Annotated in this window: 17 protein-coding genes and 1 pseudogene; 8 read left to right on the top strand and 10 right to left on the bottom strand. The window is 31.9% G+C overall.

The annotated features are described in order from the left end of the window. The 3 genes from sdhA to sdhC are packed head-to-tail and all read right to left on the bottom strand — an operon-like array spanning position 1 to position 2492. On the bottom strand, positions 1–1767 hold the full coding sequence (sdhA, locus tag CF386_RS05755) for a succinate dehydrogenase flavoprotein subunit (RefSeq protein WP_089073452.1): 1767 nt from the start codon (positions 1765–1767) through the stop codon (positions 1–3). Further along, the gene (sdhD, locus tag CF386_RS05750) at positions 1768–2115 is read right to left on the bottom strand and encodes a succinate dehydrogenase, hydrophobic membrane anchor protein (RefSeq protein ID WP_089073451.1); all 348 of its coding nucleotides are present in this window, start codon (positions 2113–2115) and stop codon (positions 1768–1770) included. Beyond that, positions 2112–2492, bottom strand: a complete 381-nt coding sequence (sdhC, locus tag CF386_RS05745; protein WP_192867705.1) for a succinate dehydrogenase, cytochrome b556 subunit — start codon at positions 2490–2492, stop codon at positions 2112–2114. The genes sdhD and sdhC overlap by 4 nt, the downstream gene beginning before the upstream one ends. A gap of 350 nt (positions 2493–2842) precedes the next feature. On the opposite strand from sdhC, the pseudogene CF386_RS05740 reads away from it, so the two are divergent. Beyond that, a pseudogene (locus CF386_RS05740) lies at positions 2843–4131 on the top strand (citrate synthase). Between the two features lie 21 nt (positions 4132–4152). On the opposite strand, the gene CF386_RS05735 reads toward CF386_RS05740, so the two are convergent. Genes CF386_RS05735 through CF386_RS13660 form a run of 4 tightly spaced genes read right to left on the bottom strand, consistent with a single transcriptional unit; the run spans position 4153 to position 7131 of the window. Then, positions 4153–4905: a Nif3-like dinuclear metal center hexameric protein gene (locus CF386_RS05735; protein WP_089073449.1), complete on the bottom strand. Its 753-nt coding sequence runs from the start codon at positions 4903–4905 to the stop codon at positions 4153–4155. A gap of 42 nt (positions 4906–4947) precedes the next feature. Further along, positions 4948–6588 carry a phosphohexomutase domain-containing protein gene (locus tag CF386_RS05730; protein WP_089073448.1) on the bottom strand — a complete coding sequence of 547 codons (1641 nt, stop codon included), beginning with the start codon at positions 6586–6588 and terminating at the stop codon, positions 4948–4950. Between the two features lie 16 nt (positions 6589–6604). Continuing rightward, positions 6605–6871 (bottom strand): hypothetical protein, encoded by a 267-nt coding sequence (locus CF386_RS05725; protein ID WP_089073447.1) that lies wholly within the window; start codon positions 6869–6871, stop codon positions 6605–6607. Positions 6872–6882: 11 nt separating this feature from the next. After that, positions 6883–7131, bottom strand: coding sequence for a hypothetical protein (locus CF386_RS13660; protein ID WP_404824941.1), 249 nt, complete (start codon positions 7129–7131; stop codon positions 6883–6885). An 82-nt stretch (positions 7132–7213) separates the two neighbouring features. On the opposite strand from CF386_RS13660, the gene CF386_RS05715 reads away from it, so the two are divergent. The 4 genes from CF386_RS05715 to fur are packed head-to-tail and all read left to right on the top strand — an operon-like array spanning position 7214 to position 9206. Continuing rightward, the gene (locus tag CF386_RS05715) at positions 7214–8011 is read left to right on the top strand and encodes an alpha/beta fold hydrolase (protein WP_089073446.1); all 798 of its coding nucleotides are present in this window, start codon (positions 7214–7216) and stop codon (positions 8009–8011) included. Beyond that, positions 8001–8207 carry a DUF2788 domain-containing protein gene (locus tag CF386_RS13655; protein ID WP_089073445.1) on the top strand — a complete coding sequence of 69 codons (207 nt, stop codon included), beginning with the start codon at positions 8001–8003 and terminating at the stop codon, positions 8205–8207. Before CF386_RS05715 ends, CF386_RS13655 begins: the two co-directional genes overlap by 11 nt. Before the next feature lie 23 nt (positions 8208–8230). Then, entirely contained in the window at positions 8231–8743 is a 513-nt protein-coding gene (gene fldA, locus CF386_RS05705) for a flavodoxin FldA (RefSeq protein ID WP_089073444.1), read from the top strand. Positions 8744–8759: 16 nt separating this feature from the next. Then, a complete protein-coding gene (gene fur / locus CF386_RS05700; protein WP_089073443.1) occupies positions 8760–9206 on the top strand; it encodes a ferric iron uptake transcriptional regulator in 447 nt (148 codons plus the stop codon). Positions 9207–9264: 58 nt separating this feature from the next. On the opposite strand, the gene glnS is transcribed toward fur, so the two are convergent. The 3 genes from glnS to nagE all read right to left on the bottom strand — a co-directional run bounded on the left by glnS (position 9265) and on the right by nagE (position 13435). After that, complete coding sequence (gene glnS, locus CF386_RS05695; RefSeq protein ID WP_089073442.1) at positions 9265–10914, bottom strand: glutamine--tRNA ligase; 1650 nt, start codon at positions 10912–10914, stop codon at positions 9265–9267. A gap of 152 nt (positions 10915–11066) precedes the next feature. Beyond that, positions 11067–11729 carry a DNA-3-methyladenine glycosylase gene (locus tag CF386_RS05690; protein WP_089073441.1) on the bottom strand — a complete coding sequence of 221 codons (663 nt, stop codon included), beginning with the start codon at positions 11727–11729 and terminating at the stop codon, positions 11067–11069. A 164-nt stretch (positions 11730–11893) separates the two neighbouring features. Then, a complete protein-coding gene (gene nagE / locus CF386_RS05685) occupies positions 11894–13435 on the bottom strand; it encodes an N-acetylglucosamine-specific PTS transporter subunit IIBC (RefSeq protein WP_089073440.1) in 1542 nt (513 codons plus the stop codon). Positions 13436–13598: 163 nt separating this feature from the next. Between nagE and nagB the strand changes: the two genes are divergently transcribed. From nagB to asnB, 3 genes are all read left to right on the top strand, one after another. Then, on the top strand, positions 13599–14408 hold the full coding sequence (gene nagB / locus CF386_RS05680) for a glucosamine-6-phosphate deaminase (protein ID WP_089073439.1): 810 nt from the start codon (positions 13599–13601) through the stop codon (positions 14406–14408). After that, the gene (nagA, locus tag CF386_RS05675) at positions 14408–15541 is read left to right on the top strand and encodes an N-acetylglucosamine-6-phosphate deacetylase (RefSeq protein ID WP_089073438.1); all 1134 of its coding nucleotides are present in this window, start codon (positions 14408–14410) and stop codon (positions 15539–15541) included. The genes nagB and nagA overlap by 1 nt, the downstream gene beginning before the upstream one ends. Before the next feature lie 251 nt (positions 15542–15792). Then, complete coding sequence (gene asnB / locus CF386_RS05670) at positions 15793–17454, top strand: asparagine synthase B (protein ID WP_089073437.1); 1662 nt, start codon at positions 15793–15795, stop codon at positions 17452–17454.

The raw sequence follows: 17454 nt of genomic DNA, 5'->3' as shown, positions 1-17454 counted from the left end.
CTAATAAGTTCTTGCTTTGGGCGGAAAAGCTTCGCGTTTTTCAGGAGATTGATTCACTTCTCTAGTCTTCATTGATTCTTCAGTAGGATCATATATGGAATGAACTAACCAGTTTTCATCGTCTCTTTCAGGGTAATCAAAACGAGAATGGGCACCACGACTTTCTGTTCTAAAATTTGCTGATACTGCAGTTGCATAAGCAGTTTCCATTAAATTATCCAATTCTAAACACTCAATACGTTGAGTATTAAATTCACTGGACTTATCATCTAAACTAGCATACTTTAATCTCTCTTTAATTTCATTGAGTTCAGCTAGCCCCTCCATCATTGCTTTTCCTTCTCTAAAAACAGAAAAATTGTTCTGCATACAGGTTTGCAAGTCTTTCCTTATTTGATATGGATTTTCTCCATCTTTACTCTCATTCCATCTATTTAAACGTGATAAGGAAGCTTCAATATCCGAATCAGACGCATTTCTTGATTCTACTTGCGCAGCCAAAGCTTCGCCAAGATGAAGACCTGTGGCTCTTCCAAAAACAACTAAATCAAGTAAAGAGTTGCCACCTAGCCTATTTGCTCCATGCACTGAAACACAAGCTATTTCGCCACAGGCGAACAAACCATTTACGTTAACATCATTTCCATTAACATCGACTCCAATGGCCTGACCTGATACTTGAGTAGGAATACCTCCCATCATGTAGTGACACGTTGGTATAACTGGAATTGGTTCTTTAACCGGATCAACATGTGCAAATGTCTTGGACAATTCAGAAATACCAGGTAAACGAGAATCCAATACTTCCTTACCAAGATGATCCAATTTCAGTTTCAGATGAGGCCCCCAAGGTCCATCACATCCACGTCCCTCTCTTATTTCTAAAATCATTGACCTTGCAACTACGTCTCTACTAGCCAAATCCTTGGCGTTCGGGGCATACCTTTCCATAAATCGCTCACCATCTTTATTTAAAAGATATCCACCTTCACCTCTACAACCTTCAGTCACTAATACACCTGCGCCTGCAATACCCGTTGGGTGAAATTGCCACATTTCCATATCTTGAACAGGTACTCCTGCTCTTAAGGACATACCTACACCATCACCAGTATTAATGTGCGCATTCGTTGTTGAAGCATAAATTCTTCCAGCACCGCCAGTGGCTAATACTGTAGCTTTAGCTTTAAAATAATTAACTTCGCCTGTTTCTATACAAATTGCTGTTGCACCAACGACAACACCATCTTGATTTTTTACCAAATCTAAAGCGTACCATTCAGAAAAAATTGTTGTCTTATGTTTTATGTTTTGTTGATAAAGTGTATGAAGTAACGCATGGCCCGTTCTATCAGCACAGGCAGCTGTACGAGCTGCTTGCTCACCACCAAACTCTTTAGATTGACCACCAAACGGTCTTTGGTATATAGTTCCATTATCAAACCTTGAAAAAGGAAGACCCATTTTTTCAAGCTCTACTACAGATTTTGGTCCTTGATGACACATATATTCAATTGCAGCTTGGTCACCAATATAATCAGAACCTTTGACTGTATCATACATATGCCACTGCCAATCATCTTTGTGCGAATTACCCAATGCAACCGTTATCCCTCCTTGAGCCGAAACTGTATGCGAACGCGTTGGAAATACCTTTGACAATAGTGCACAAGACAAACCTTGTTCAGAAATTTGAAGAGCTGCTCTCATCCCAGCTCCACCAGCACCAATAACTATAGCGTCAAACTCTCTTACTGGAATATTCATTTAAGCTCCCCACAAAATAAAAAAACCATAAATCACGTAAATTAATAGAATTGTTACAACAAAAAATTGTAAAATTGCCCTCAATAAGGTGTTTTTGACATAATCTGTAAAAACTTGCCAAAGCCCAATCCAAGCATGAATAAGAATTGATATTAAGGTGATAATCGTAAACACTTTATTAAAATTACTTTCAAAAAAACTTTTCCACTGAATAAAGGAACCATCTGATTTAAATAACATAAACCCTACAATCCACAAGACATATAATACAATGATGACTGCAGTTGCACGTGTGAATACATAGTCTTGCACACCATTTCGTCCAAATGAAGATGCTTGCTTAATCATACTAAAGCTCCCAAAATGATTAGAGAAAAAATAATTGTTATAATCATAACTACTATGGCACTTTTTCTACCTGAGGCTATTTCTTCAAAATACCCTAAATCCATGAGCATGTGTCTAATGCCGGCAAATAGATGATAAGTTAGAGCTGTTAAGAATCCCCACATAATAAAAATTACAAAATAATTATGTAAAAATGAAACAATCGACTGATAGTTGTTTGAGGATTGTAAAGAGAAATCTAGCAAAATAAGCAAAAACCCTACAAGAATAAAGTTAATGACACCAGAAATTCTATGAAGAATTGAAGCAATGGCCGAAACTGGCTGTTTGATAGTCGTCAAATCAAGATTAGTCGGACGAACCTTTTGACTTTTCACAATTTATCTCCGTTTGTATTATTAGAATATATTTATTGGCGGAACATATGTTAGCGTTAAAAGCCATTTATTTGAATAATAAGACTAGCTAATGTGATCTAATACCCAAAAAAAGAATAAATGAATTAATTAGCCTTGTTTATGGCACAAATGCTTTAAATATTCCTGAAAAAATTATAATCTTTATTTTTGAAATAATAAATATAAAAAATAATATCTTATTTATCATTTATAATGCTTAAAATAAATGATATCTCATTTATCAAAAATGATTGTTACATCATTGGTGTAACTTAGTTTAATATGGTTAACATTAACAAATTCATAATTTTTGTCACTAAGGAAGTCAAATGACCAATAAATTAGTAAACTTTAATTGTAATGATGAAACACTTGGAGAATTTCCTGTTTTAGAAGGTACATATGGATATAAAGTTATTGATATTCAAAGCCTAGGAAAAAATGGAATTTATACATATGATCCTGGTTTCCTATCTACAGCATCTTGTGAATCAAAAATCACTTATATTGATGGCAACAAAGGAATTCTTCTTCACCGAGGATATCCAATCGATGAACTTGCGAAGAAAGCAAATTATTTAGAAGTTTGTTATATCCTTATATATGGGCAGGCTCCTTCCAAGGAAGAGTATGAGTCTTTTAAAAATACAATTACTAGACATACTATGGTACATCAGCAGATCGCTTCTTTTTTCAAGGTTTTAGAAGAGACGCACACCCCATGGCTATAATGTGTGGAGTAGTAGGTGCATTATCAGCTTTTTATCACGATTCACTAGATGTATCCAATGAGAAACATAGAGAGGTAGCAGCATTTCGATTAGTAGCAAAAATGCCAACCCTCGCTGCAATGTGTTTCAAATATACAAATGGTCAACCTTTTATGTTCCCACAAAATGACCTTGGTTATGCAGAAAATTTTCTTCATATGATGTTCGCCACACCATGTGAAAAATATGAAGTCAACCCTACTGTTGCAAAAGCGATGGATGTTATCTTTACTCTTCATGCTGATCATGAGCAAAATGCTTCAACGACAACTGTTAGACTTGCTGGTTCATCTGGAGCAAACCCTTTTGCATGTATTGCTGCAGGAATAGCATCGCTTTGGGGACCTGCACACGGTGGTGCTAATGAAGCTTGCTTAAAAATGCTTGAGCAAATAGGTAGTGTTGAAAATATAAAAGAGTATGTCGACAAAGCTAAAGACAAAAATGATCCATTTAGATTAATGGGCTTTGGTCACCGAGTCTACAAAAATTACGATCCAAGAGCTACAGTAATGAGGGAAACTTGTCATAACGTTCTTAAAGAACTCAACATTAAAGATCCTTTGTTGGATGTTGCAATGGAGCTTGAAAAAATTGCATTATCAGACGAATATTTCATTGAGAAAAAATTATATCCTAATGTGGACTTTTATTCTGGAATAATACTAAAGGCAATAGGAATTCCCACTTCGATGTTTACAGTTATTTTTGCAGTTGCTAGAACTGTTGGTTGGATTTCTCATTGGCTTGAAATGCACAAAGATCCTCTATTTAGAATTGGTCGTCCAAGACAGTTATACACCGGGGAATCAAAAAGAGATTTTAGTCCAATACATGAAAGGGAATAATTTGAGTTTAAAAATCCTGTTTTAAACAGGATTTTTTATATCTACAAACTTAGCATTTAACTTCAAATTAGATTGAAGCCAGGTTGATAGGCTGTTAACACCAAAGGTTTCGGTTGCGTGATGCCCAGCGGCGCAATAATAAATGTTTCTTTCTTTTGCTATATGATAAGTTCTTTCTGAAATTTCTCCTGAAATGAACAGATCAAATTCATTATCAGCTGCTAAATCTATAAAGTCCTGACCACCTCCAGTACATATTGCTACCTTACTTATTTGTTTTGATTTATTATCTGGGCTAATCAATAAAGCATCTCTGTCTAATAAAAAGTTTAAACGCTTGACAAATTGCTCGATATTTTCAGGAGTTTCTGTGCAAGCCGATAAAATAACATTATTGTCAGGTAAGGGCCCATTAATAATCAAATTCAAGGACTTTGCAAACTCAACATTATTACCAACATGTTTTGATATATCTAAGGGTAAATGATAAGCAAATAAATTTATATCATTTTTAATAAGTTTAGATATTCTGTGATATTTCATTTTGGTTATAACGCTTGATTCATTCTTCCAAAAATATCCATGATGAACTATTAACGCATCTGCCTTTTCTCGAATTGCAACATCAATTAAATCTTCACATGCAGTTACGCCTAAAATAATATTTTTAATATCACTTCTACCCTGAACTTGAAGCCCATTTGGGCAATAATCTTTAATATTTTTAATATCCAAAAACTCATTTAAAATTTTTTCGAGATTAAAATTGTTCACAACAGTCCTCTTTCAATAAACTTAATTAATATCCACTCAAATTTAATGCATTATTTCGTAGATGATTTTTTCAGCTCCCTTTATAATTTTTTGTAAATGGTCTTCACTAATGAAGCTTTCACAGTAGACCTTCAAAAAATCTTCAGTTCCTGAAGGTCTTGCGACAAACCATCCATTGTCGGTTTCAATTTTTATCCCGCCAATTTTTTCATTATTTCCAGGCGCGCATGTGAGCACTTGTGTAATTTTTTCTTCAGCAAGAAATTTATGCTTAAAATTGGATTCTAAAAAGTTTAATAGTTTGTCTTTTTGTTTTTTATTAGCTGTTAAATGTATTCGTGTATAATAGGATTTACCTAATTTCTTTTCTAAACTATTATAGTAAGTCTGAGGAGATATACCTTCAACCGCCATAATCTCGGCCGCAAGCAAACACAAAATAATCCCATCCTTATCAGTTGTCCATGTTTTACCATCTAACCTAAGAAAAGAAGCTCCTGCACTTTCCTCTCCAGCAAAACCTATTTCATGGTTCAGTAAACCTTTAACAAACCATTTGAAACCAACAGGTACTTCATAAACAGTGAGCTTATTTGATTTTGCAACTCTATCGACCATTAAGCTTGATACCAGTGTTTTTCCAACATTTTGAGAAATTTTATTCCATTCAGTTCTTGTTTTAAATAAATAGTCGATACAAACTGATAGAAAATGATTGGGTTTCATAAGTCCTGCTTTTGTCGCGACACCATGACGGTCAAAATCAGGATCATTCCCAAGCAACAAATCATAATCCTCGCAATGTTCTAAGAGACTATTCATAGCATACTCGGATGAACAATCCATTCTAATGACTCCGTCCTTATCAAGAGTCATAAAACTAAACTGTGGATCTATTTTCTTATTTATAATATCAATATTTAAATCGTAAAAATCAGAAATTTTTTGCCAGTATTTCAGTCCAGCTCCCCCCATTGGGTCAACAGCAATTTTTAGATTTGAAGCTTTAATTTTTTCAAAGTTAATAACATTACTTAAATCACTTACATATGGCGTTAAGAAATCATATTCAGAAATAGAGTCAGACATTAAATATGATTGACTTCTAAATTCATTAAAATTAACTAATCCCGAAAACAAAATTTCATTAGCTCTATTTTCTATAAATTTCGTTATACTTTCTTCTGATGGCCCGCCATGAGTAAAATTATACTTTATACCTCCATCTTCTGGAGGGTTGTGAGATGGTGTTATTATAATACCATCTGACAAGTTATCCTGACTATTCGTTCTATTATGTTTTAGAATAGCAAAGGATAATGCTGGAGTTGGGACAAATTCTTTCTCCGATGTTAAAGTTTTAATTCCATGAAATGATAAAACCTGCAAGACACTTTGCATTGCAAGCTTTGATAAAAGATGGGTATCCATACCAACAAAAATTGGGCCATTTATTTCATTTTTTTTTCTAAAATCAATGATAGCTAATGTAATCGCAAAAATATGAAGTTCATTAAAAGAACTTTTCAAAGATGACCCTCTATGTCCAGAAGTTCCAAATGAAACATAAGTGTCTTTTTCATCTTTTAATGGTTTTTTATTGTAATATGCATTTTCAAGCTTTTTACAATCAATCAAATCACTTTCTATTGCTTTGAGGCCAGCTCTTGGATGAGTTTTCATTGTAACAAGTATGCTCCTATATTATTTGGATAACTGATTCAATAGTCAGTTTCTTAAAATCCATCTGTTGCATTACATCTTCAATAATTTGTTTTTTTCTTTCAGTGTTAGTATTAGTGATAATCCAAAATGAAGTTCTTGGAATTTGTTTAGGACGAGTATTAGTGCCACTCTTAATTAAAAGCTCTTTTGATGGTGACAAATATAATCTACTTCTTCCCCTTACTTCCACATTTTTAAACCTTTGAGAATCAACTAAATACAGTTGAGACAAGATGATCATAAATTTATCGGTTATTTTTTTATTGTAGAGCTATTTCTTAGAAACTCTAAATTATTTAATAAAGCTTCATCTCTATGAAACTTTTTTATATGATTTTCAGATGATGCTAATTTACTAATGACTTCAACATTAGAGACGTCTTCTGTTAATTTCTCAAAGTTCAGTAATCTGCGAAGAATATCTGAAGCACTTTCCCCAATTCTCTTTGTTTGACTTGCTATATAGTTATACAAATCTTCATCTAGATCTATTCTTTTCATTTTTTATTTCACACAAATTAATGTTATGTTATCTTAGATTATATAATTTTAATAACAAACTCTCTATTAAAACATTATTATAATGCGAAATAATTTAAACTTATCCTATAACTCACTTGGTGAATCCAGTAGCAAAAATGTCATTATTTTTATCCATGGTTTATTTGGAGATTCTGGTAATCTTAGAAGAATTGCTACTCACTTTTCAAGCCATTCTTATTGTATTTGTGTTGATGTAAGAAATCATGGTAATTCGTTTCACTCAATAACACATGATTACGATACTATGGCGGAAGATATATTACAGTTGATGAAAAATAAAAATATTGAGTCCGCTCATCTTATTGGTCATTCAATGGGAGGAAAAGTTGCCTTAAAATGTGCAAGTTTAAACCCAAAAAAAGTACAATCATTAGTTATAATTGATATTGCACCTATCAGTTATAAAGTGAACAAACACAAATCTATTTTTGAGGGTCTACTTAAAACTGAAAGCATTTTAAAAGATGAAAATTTAAATAGGAGTGAAATATACAGTGTTTTAAATACTTATGTAAAAGAAGAATCTATTTCTCAATTTTTGCTAAAATCTTTGGTTAAAACTAATGGCTCTTATTCATGGAAATTTAACTTAAAATCATTGTCAGAAAATTATTCCAAGATAATGGAATGGACCGAAATTAAACCAATCCAAACTAAAACTCTTTTTATAAAAGGTAACTTATCTGATTACATATTGCCAGAATATTCTAGTGATAGTTTAAAGCAAGTACCAAATAGCAAAATTCATATAATTGCAAACGCTGGACATTGGGTGCACGCTGAGTATCCAGTTAAATTAATAGCAATAATTGAAAAGTTTTATCAATATGAACTATGAGAAATTAGTTCTTTATGAAAATTTAATATTGAATTTTATGCTCATATTTTGTGTTCTTTTTATAGTTTACACAATACTTACAATAACGAAAAAAACAAATATTTCAAAATTTGGAAAGATAATTATTTGGTTTATTTTATTTTTGGGTTGTTTTGGTTTTATTGTAAAGAGTATAATATCAACTATAGTAACTTAAATAAATATAATAAAGGTAATGGTATGCAAAAAGTAGGTTTGTTTTTTGGGAGTGATACAGGAAATACAGAAGAAATTTCAAAAATCATTCAGGATAAAATTGGTTCTGATATTGTAGATGTTAAAGATATCGCTAATTCCACTAAAGAAGATTTTGAAAACTACGACTTATTTTTATTTGGGATTCCAACATGGTATTATGGAGAAAATCAGTGTGATTGGGATGATTTTTTTCCTGAATTAGAAACGATTGACTTTAACGGCAAGAAAGTTGGTATTTTTGGATGTGGTGATCAGGAAGATTATGCTGAATATTTTTGTGATGCTATGGGCGCAATTGCAGAAATTTTAACTAATAATGGTGCTTCTTTAATTGGTAAAACATCTTCTGAGGGATATGAATTCGAAGAATCTAAAGCATTATTAGAAGATAATCAATTGGTTGGTTTGTGTATTGATGAAGATCGACAACCTGAAATGACCGAAGAACGTGTGTTAAATTGGGTTAAACAAATCAAAACTGAAATGAATTTATAATTAATCATAGGAATATATGATGGAAAACAACAATGCTCTAAAAAAAGCAGGTTTAAAGGTTACTTTACCAAGGTTAAAAATACTGGAATTTTTGCAACATCCTGAAAATCAGCATATTAGTGCCGAAGAGCTCTATAAAAAGTTTTTAGACATTGGCGAAGAAATTGGACTAGCGACTGTATATAGAGTATTAAATCAGTTTGATGATGCAGGCATTGTCACAAGGCATCATTTTGAAGGTGGAAAATCGGTTTTTGAACTTTCCAAGCAAGAACATCATGATCATTTGGTTTGCCTTGATTGTGGGAAAGTGATTGAATTTAACGATGACTTAATCGAAAATAGACAAACAGAAATAGCTGATAGATACAATATTAGATTAACAAACCATAGTCTTTATCTTTACGGTCATTGCACAAAAAAGAATTGCCAAGATAATCCGGACCTTCATAAAAAGAAATAGATTTATAAAAATCTATTTCTTATATAACAATTTTTTAAAACTTTTGTTTAACTGAAAGCTATTTATTTGTTTCTCTTAAACCAACAATCTGATTAAATATTAGAAATTCTTTGCTAAAATCTTTATTGTCTTGTGTAAAATAGCCCTTTCTTTCAAATTGATACCTTTCCTCTATATCATTTTCTTTTACTGAGTTTTCTACAAATCCATTGAAGGTTTCCAATGATTTTAAGTTAAGTTCTGTTCTGAAATCTTCAACTTGTGCTGGATTTTTATGATTAAAAAGTTTTTCATAGACTCTAAATTGAGCTGAGATTGCATTTGTACTCGAAACCCAATGAATCACTCCTTTTACTTTCCTACCATCTAAAGGATCTTGTCCTAATGTATTTGGATCATATGTGCAAATTATTTCTTTTATAGATCCGTATTCATCATATACAACATCATTAGCTTTAATAACAAAACAATTGCGTAGCCGAACCTCTTTACCCAAAACTAAACGTTTGAATTTTTTATTGGCCTCTACCTTAAAGTCTTCTCTTTCAATCCAAATCTCTCTTGAAAACTGCACTTTACGAGTTCCCATCTCATCATTATTAGGATGATTTTTGGCATCTATAAAAAATGGTTGGTCATCAAAATTTTCAATAATTACTTTTACGGGATCTAATACAGCCATAACTCGTCTAGCATTAGTATTTAGATCTTCCCGAATACAAGCTTCAAGAGCATTTAATTCAATTGTATTTTCTTGTTTGGTAACACCAATTCTTGAGCAAAACTCTCTAATAGAAGCAGGAGTATATCCTCTTCTTCTCAAACCAGATATCGTTGGCATTCTAGGATCATCCCAACCATCAACAAATCGCTCTTCAACTAGATCGCTTAATTTTCTTTTGGAAGTTAAAGTATATTCAAGATTAAGTCTACTAAACTCATATTGATGGGGTCTAGATTTTATTGAAATATTATCAAGAATCCAATCGTAAATTCTTCTATTATCTTGAAACTCTAATGTACATAATGAATGTGAAATATTTTCAATGGCATCAGAAATACAATGGGTAAAATCATACATGGGATATATACACCATTTATCTTTAGTTTGATGATGCTGAATAAATCGAACTCTATAAAGAACAGGATCACGCATAACCATAAAGCTTGACGACATGTCAATTTTTGCTCTTAAGCACGCCTTACCTTCTTGAAAGCCACCCATTTTCATTTTCTCAAATAAGTTGAGATTCTCTGATATACTTCTATCTCTATAGGGGCTGTTCTTACCTGGTGTAGTAAAATTTCCTCTATACTGTCTTATTTCATCATCGGTTAATTCATCTACATATGCTAGACCCGAACTAATTAGTTCTTTTGCGTATAGATATAACTGTTCAAAATAATCAGAAGAGTGTCTAAGTTCATCCCATTTAAAACCCAACCACTTTACATCTTTTTTAATGGCTTCAACAAACTCTGCAGTTTCTTTTAACGGGTTAGTATCATCAAATCTTAAATTACATGTGCCATTATATTCTTTCGCTAAACCGAAGTTTAAACAAATAGATTTAGCATGTCCAATATGTAAAAAGCCATTAGGTTCTGGGGGGAATCTGGTGTGGACAGTTGTAACAACATTGTTTTCTAAATCTGAATCTATTTTTTGTTCTATAAAATTCTTTGGACGAGCCACTTCTACACTCATCAAACAAACCTCATTTATAAGTTATTTTAATATTTTAGACATTATGATAGTTTAACCTAATTCAAATGTATATAAAATAGATGTGACATTAATAATTTTATATTAAAAAATACACAGATATAAGTTTATATTAAGTGTGCTAGCGAAAAATATTAATCATGCCAATGATCTTCTAAAATAAAATTTGTTTTCTTTCTGGTTGTTAATGGATTTTTTGAAGATTGTCTTACATATTTATAGTCAATGAATCTATTCAAAAGTCCATTGTCTCTATTAGGAGGTATACCTACTCTTGTTGTTGCGATTATTTTTTGTGGTTCATAATCGATATTTTGAATATTGAAAGTATTATTAAATTGTTTTTGGCTCCAATCTTTAACTTTTAAATCAAGTGATTTGCATAAGATCGTTTGTCCAGTTAAAAGCTTATCAGTGCTTCTCTTTTTGCCGCCACATAATAATGAAAGAGATTGCATTGTTTCTATAACATTAGAGTTATCTAAATCATCAGGATAAATTCTAGCGGATTTAATCAAAACGGCACCGCCATTCTTCCTTGAGTGTATTCCAAATGAAGCCTGCCCATGAGCAAAGTGCATATAAATTGTTCCAGGTGTCATGTATAAGGCCTTTATTTTAGGCGAATATCCCAGTGAAGCATGGCTAGCTTCATCATTTAATTCATAAGCTTCCGTTTCAATTATAATTGCCCTTAAATCAAGGTGATTATACTTTCTATAAATCATTTTTCCTATAAGGCTTTGAGCTAATTCAACCGAATTCTTATTAAAAAAATTTGTTTTAACTATCATCATATTGCTCTTCACTATAAATTTACAAAAGTTAATTATAACCACTGACAAATAAAGTATAAGTTTCTTTTTTACCTAAAATAAAACAAAAAAAGCCAGAATTGTCTGGCTTTTTTAAAAATGATATACATTCTTATTAAATATATCGAGTATTCTTTTTAGTTTACTTATTGTTTTGAAGCTTTTATTTCTTTGGCAACTTGTTCTGCAATTGTACCTAGAATAACTTGTATATTTTTATCTGATAGTTTGACGATTGCTTTTGCACCTAGCCTTTTCAATTCGTTTTCATTAATTGTGGTTGAGTCCCTTAGAGTTAACCTTAACCTAGTAATGCAAGAATCTATTATTTCTATATTATCATCGCCACCCAATGCAACAATAAAATTTTTACCTCTTTCTGAAGTTTCTTGTTCTGTTTTTGAGTTTTGTGACATTGCAGTAGTTGCATTAAAATCATCTTCTCTTCCAGGTGTTTTAAGCTTAAAAAACTTAATTGAAAAATAAAAAATGATAAAATATATAAAGAAAAAAGCAATAATTTGAACTAGTAAAGCTAAAGGTTTTGTAGCTAAACCCCAGTTTAATACATAGTCAATAGCACCAGCTGAAAAGCCAAAACCATCCAATATACCAAAAGCATTACTTATAACTAAAGATAAGCCAGTTAAAATAGCATGTATTAAAAATAAGACGGGCGCTATAAATACAAACGAAAACTCTAATGGTTCAGTTATTCCTGTTAAAAACGCTGTAAACCCTAGAGAGAAAAGTATACCACCAACAATAGCTCTATTCTCCTTGGGTGCAGCAAAATACATTGCTAAAGCTGCCCCAGGAAGTCCGCCCATCATAACTGGGAAAAAACCTGCCAAATATACACCTGCAGACTTATCACCTGCTAAAAACCTACTTATATCACCATTAACAATATTGTTTGTGATTTTTGTGACAGTTGCTTGTATTTCAGGCGTTACCGAATTATTAAAATAAAAAGTATGTGATTGCCCTACAACTAAGTCTTTAGTCACACTTGGATCAACACATAGATGAGTTGCTCCGTGAAGTGCTGCTACGGGATCTACTTGTATTTGCTGACAACTGCCAAGTAAAAACCAAATATAACTATTAATTACGTGGTGTAATCCAAAAGGAAGTAAAAGTCTATTCAAAACACCATAGCCAAATTCTCCAATAGAACCGGAACTTAGAACAGTTTGAGCTATTTCATTTAAACCATTTTGAGCATATGGCCATAAATACCCAGCTGCAAAACCAAAAATTAGTGTAATTATTCCAGACATAATTGGAGGTAAACGTTTACCTGCAAAAAATCCTAACCATTCAGGAAGCTTCACATCATTGAATTTATTATATACGACGCCTCCAATAATACCTGCTATGAAACCAGCAAAAAAGCTCATATCAATATCAGGGTTAATAGCTTTAGCACTCGCAACTAATACAAAATATGAAACAGCAGCAGCTAAACCAGCTGAACCGTGCTCATCCTTAGAGAGACCTATGCCTATACCTAATGCGAAAAGCAAAGGAAGATTTGAAATAATCGCATTTCCAGATGAGCTCATAAATGGAATGTTTAACACATCAGGAGCTCCAAGCCTCAGAAGTAATGCAGCTATAGGTAAGATAGCTATTGGCAACATTAAGGCTTTACCTAGCCTTTGTACAGAACCTAATATATTCACTGAATTTTTCCTTGTTGTTTATAATTTTTAAGAATAAATATTCTAATAAATACATTATTTATACAATTTCACTTAATGTGTTTTGTGATCTCAATCAACATTAACTTATTTCTTATTTTTATTTATTAACGTAAAATCAAAAAAAAACAACAAAGGAAAAGATATGAGAGTTGTCCCATTAAATTCATGTGATGATGTTGCATTATGGTCTGCCAAAAGAATTATTAATAAAATAAATACTTTTCAACCCACACCAGAAAAACCATTTGTACTTGGACTTCCAACTGGAGGTACTCCTCTTAAAACTTATAAAAAATTAATCGAATTTTACAATAAAGGAATAGTAAGCTTTAAAAATGTAGTGACATTTAATATGGATGAATATGTTGGATTAGAAAAAGATAATCCTCAATCTTACCACTATTTTATGCACCACAATTTTTTTTCAAAAATTGATATATTGCCTGAAAATATTAATCTTTTAGATGGGATGTCTAAAAATCATGAGGAAGTTTGCTTAAATTATGAGAAAAAGATTAAAAGTTATGGTGGTATACACTTATTTCTAGGTGGAGTAGGTACCGATGGACATATAGCTTTCAATGAACCTACATCTTCATTATCCTCTCGTACAAGAATAAAAACCTTAACAGAAGAAACTTTAATTGCAAACTCTAGATTTTTTGAAAACGACATTAATAAAGTACCTAAATATGCATTAACCATCGGTGTTGGTACTCTCTTAGATGCAGAAGAAGTTATGATTTTAGCTACAGGAATGAATAAAGCTCATGCTGTTCATGCTGCAGTTGAAGGATCTGTTAATCATTTATGGACTGTATCGGCGTTACAGCTTCACAAAAAATCCATCCTAGTATGTGATCCAGAGGCAACAATTGAATTGAAAGTAAAAACTTTAAATTATTTTAAAAAACTAGAACATGACCAACTTACAACATTTAAGGAGGTTTAATGTTTGTCCTTACAAATTGTATTATTCATGATGGCATCAAATTTATCTATAACCACTCAATAATCATAAAGAATAATAAAATACTAAAAGTATGTAAAAATGAAGAAATTGATTCTTCCATAAAAACCATAGATTTAAATGGTAATTTCGTTACACCAGGATTCATTGATCTCCAGTTAAATGGATGTGGTGGTGTTATGTTTAATTCAGACACAACGCCTAAAACCATTGAGATTATGCATAAAACAAACTTAATAACAGGGTGTACAAACTTTCTTCCTACCTTTATTACAGCCTCCGAAGAAGATTTGAAAATTGCTGTTGAATCAGTAAGAACATATCAACAGTCAAATATTAATAGTTCACTCGGAATTCATTTAGAGGGGCCTTATTTAAACGAAAAAAAGAAAGGTATTCATAATAAGTCTTTTATAAAACCCTTAAGTAAAGAAATGGTTAATTATATCATTTCAAATAAAGATATTATTAGAAAAATAACCTTGGCGCCTGAATTAAATTCAGAAAAATTCATAAAAAAATTAAATGATGCCGGCGTTATTGTTTCAATCGGACACTCCTTGGCAACATATGAAGAAGCAATGAATTCATTTAAAAATGGAATTTCATTTGCTACGCATTTATTTAATGCAATGACACCTTTAAATAGCAGAGAGCCTGGTATTGTAGGCGCAGTTTTTTCATCAAAAGAAATATTTGCAGGAATTATTGCTGATGGTTTTCACGTCTCATACCCAAATATAGAGTTAGCTCATAACATTCTATCGGATAAGTTGGTTCTTGTTACTGATGCTACAGCTGCAGCATCCTCCAACATACCAAGCTTTGATTTTGTGGGTACCAAAATTTACATCAAAGATGGTCAGTGTGTTGATTCAAATAACACATTAGGTGGATCTTCTCTAACTATGATTGAAGCAATTAAAAATTGTGTATTAAATACACGCATACCCCTGAGTGAAGCAATAAAAATGGCTACCATTAATCCAGCTAAAGCAATTAAATGTGAACAAAATTTCGGCAGGATCAAAGAAAATAGAATAGCAAACTTAGCAGTTTTTGATCACTCATTAAAAATGGTAAGTACAGTTTTTGAGGGTAATATGATTAGTTAAAATTAACACTTCATTCCAATCAATTCTAATTTAAGACTTTATCTATCAATATTAAAACTCTTAATTACAATATTCATAGTTGTAATTAAGAGTTTTAATGAAGTTGACATTAAAATTTTAGAGTCATCAAATGCCTACCATATAAAAAATTCTTAGGAAAAATATATAACTTCGATAATAAGTACTAGATTTTACAGTAAAAATAAAGCATATTAATTTTAGGGACTCAATTCAAAAGGAAAACAAAACTAATGTGTGGAATATTAGGAATATTAGGACTTAAAGATGATATGGAAAAAATGCGAAAAATAGCATTAATCCAATCAAAAAAATTAAGACACAGAGGACCTGATTGGTCAGGTATTTTTGCATCTAGTAGTGTTATTTTAGCTCATGAAAGGCTGGCTATTGTTGGGTTAAATAGTGGTGGACAACCTTTATTTAACAATGATAAATCCATCGTACTTGCCGTAAATGGTGAAATATATAATCATAATGAGTTAAGAAGTGAAGTCATGGATTACAAATTTCAAACTGACTCAGATTGTGAAATAATCATAGCTTTATACGAAAAATATGGAATTGATTTCATTAATAAATTAAACGGTATTTTTTCTTTTATTTTATATGATCAAAATAAAGATATATACTTCATTGCTAGAGACCATATTGGAATAGTGCCATTATACCAGGGAATTGATAAAATAGAACAAATTTATATCGCATCTGAACTTAAAGCTCTTGAGGACGTATGCTCAAATGTATCTGAGTTTCCCCCAGGACATTACTACTCCAGCCAAAATAAGACATATATTAGATACTATAAGCCATCCTGGGAAACGTCAAAAGTTGAAAATCTTAATTTTTCAACACCAAAGGCGATTAAACATGAATTAGAAAGTGCTGTTAAAAGACAATTAATGTGTGATGTACCCTACGGTGTCTTACTATCAGGTGGTCTTGACTCCTCCATTATTGCTTCAATCGCAAAAAAGTTCTCAACCAAAAGAATTGAAGATGATAGCAAATCAACCGCTTGGTGGCCATCTCTTCATTCTTTCGCAATTGGTTTAAAAAATTCCCCTGATCTTAAAGCTGCACAAACTGTTGCTGATTACATTGGAACCATCCACCATAGTTTTGAGTATACTATTCAGGAAGGGTTGGATTCTCTTGAAGATATAATTTATCACCTAGAAACATATGATATTACAACTATCAGGGCTTCTACTCCAATGTTTTTAATGGCTAGGAAAATAAAAGCAATGGGAATAAAAATGGTTCTATCAGGAGAAGGCGCAGATGAGATATTTGGTGGCTATTTGTATTTTCATAAAGCTCCAAATCATCATGAGTTTCATAAAGAAACTATAAGAAAAGTTTTCGCATTAAATAAATTTGACTGTAATCGAGCAAATAAATCCATGGCTGCTTGGGGAATTGAAACTAGAGTACCATTTCTTGACAAACAGTTTTTAGATGCAGCAATGAATATGGATCCAAAGTTGAAAATGGTAACTAAATCAAAAATTGAAAAGCAGGTTTTGAGAGATATTTTCAAAGAAAATTTACCAAATGAGATCATTAACCGGCAAAAAGAACAATTTTCAGATGGTGTTGGTTATAGTTGGATTGATTCATTGAAGGAATATTCAGAACAAAAAATATCTGATGAAGATATGAAAAATGCTTCATACAAATTTCCTTTTAATACTCCTAAAACTAAGGAAGGATACCTTTATAGAGATATCTTTGAAAAGCTGTTTAAAACAAAAGGTTCTTTAGAACTTGTGCCTGGTGGTCCAACAGTGGCTTGCTCTACTCCAGAAGCAATAAATTGGGATAGCTCATTTAAAAACTCTAATGACCCTTCCGGTAGAATAATATCAGAAATTCATACCGATGGATATTAA

This window comes from Paraphotobacterium marinum (assembly GCF_002216855.1).
In the GTDB taxonomy this organism is placed as follows: Bacteria; Pseudomonadota; Gammaproteobacteria; order Enterobacterales; family Vibrionaceae; genus Paraphotobacterium; species Paraphotobacterium marinum.
The sequence above is the reverse complement of the archived record's forward strand: the minus strand, read 5'-3'. Positions and strand labels throughout refer to the sequence as shown.

What these genes read in the sequence shown, in the direction of transcription:
- sdhA (WP_089073452.1), bottom strand. Translation starts at nt 1,767, where the DNA reads ATGAATATTCCAGTAAGAGAGTTTGACGCTATAGTTATTGGTGCTGGT.
- sdhD (WP_089073451.1), bottom strand. Translation starts at nt 2,115, where the DNA reads ATGATTAAGCAAGCATCTTCATTTGGACGAAATGGTGTGCAAGACTAT.
- CF386_RS05730 (WP_089073448.1), bottom strand. Translation starts at nt 6,588, where the DNA reads ATGAAAACTCATCCAAGAGCTGGCCTCAAAGCAATAGAAAGTGATTTG.
- CF386_RS05725 (WP_089073447.1), bottom strand. Translation starts at nt 6,871, where the DNA reads ATGATCATCTTGTCTCAACTGTATTTAGTTGATTCTCAAAGGTTTAAA.
- CF386_RS13660 (WP_404824941.1), bottom strand. Translation starts at nt 7,131, where the DNA reads ATGAAAAGAATAGATCTAGATGAAGATTTGTATAACTATATAGCAAGT.
- CF386_RS05715 (WP_089073446.1), top strand. Translation starts at nt 7,214, where the DNA reads ATGCGAAATAATTTAAACTTATCCTATAACTCACTTGGTGAATCCAGT.
- CF386_RS13655 (WP_089073445.1), top strand. Translation starts at nt 8,001, where the DNA reads ATGAACTATGAGAAATTAGTTCTTTATGAAAATTTAATATTGAATTTT.
- fldA (WP_089073444.1), top strand. Translation starts at nt 8,231, where the DNA reads ATGCAAAAAGTAGGTTTGTTTTTTGGGAGTGATACAGGAAATACAGAA.
- fur (WP_089073443.1), top strand. Translation starts at nt 8,760, where the DNA reads ATGATGGAAAACAACAATGCTCTAAAAAAAGCAGGTTTAAAGGTTACT.
- glnS (WP_089073442.1), bottom strand. Translation starts at nt 10,914, where the DNA reads ATGAGTGTAGAAGTGGCTCGTCCAAAGAATTTTATAGAACAAAAAATA.
- CF386_RS05690 (WP_089073441.1), bottom strand. Translation starts at nt 11,729, where the DNA reads ATGATGATAGTTAAAACAAATTTTTTTAATAAGAATTCGGTTGAATTA.
- nagB (WP_089073439.1), top strand. Translation starts at nt 13,599, where the DNA reads ATGAGAGTTGTCCCATTAAATTCATGTGATGATGTTGCATTATGGTCT.
- nagA (WP_089073438.1), top strand. Translation starts at nt 14,408, where the DNA reads ATGTTTGTCCTTACAAATTGTATTATTCATGATGGCATCAAATTTATC.
- asnB (WP_089073437.1), top strand. Translation starts at nt 15,793, where the DNA reads ATGTGTGGAATATTAGGAATATTAGGACTTAAAGATGATATGGAAAAA.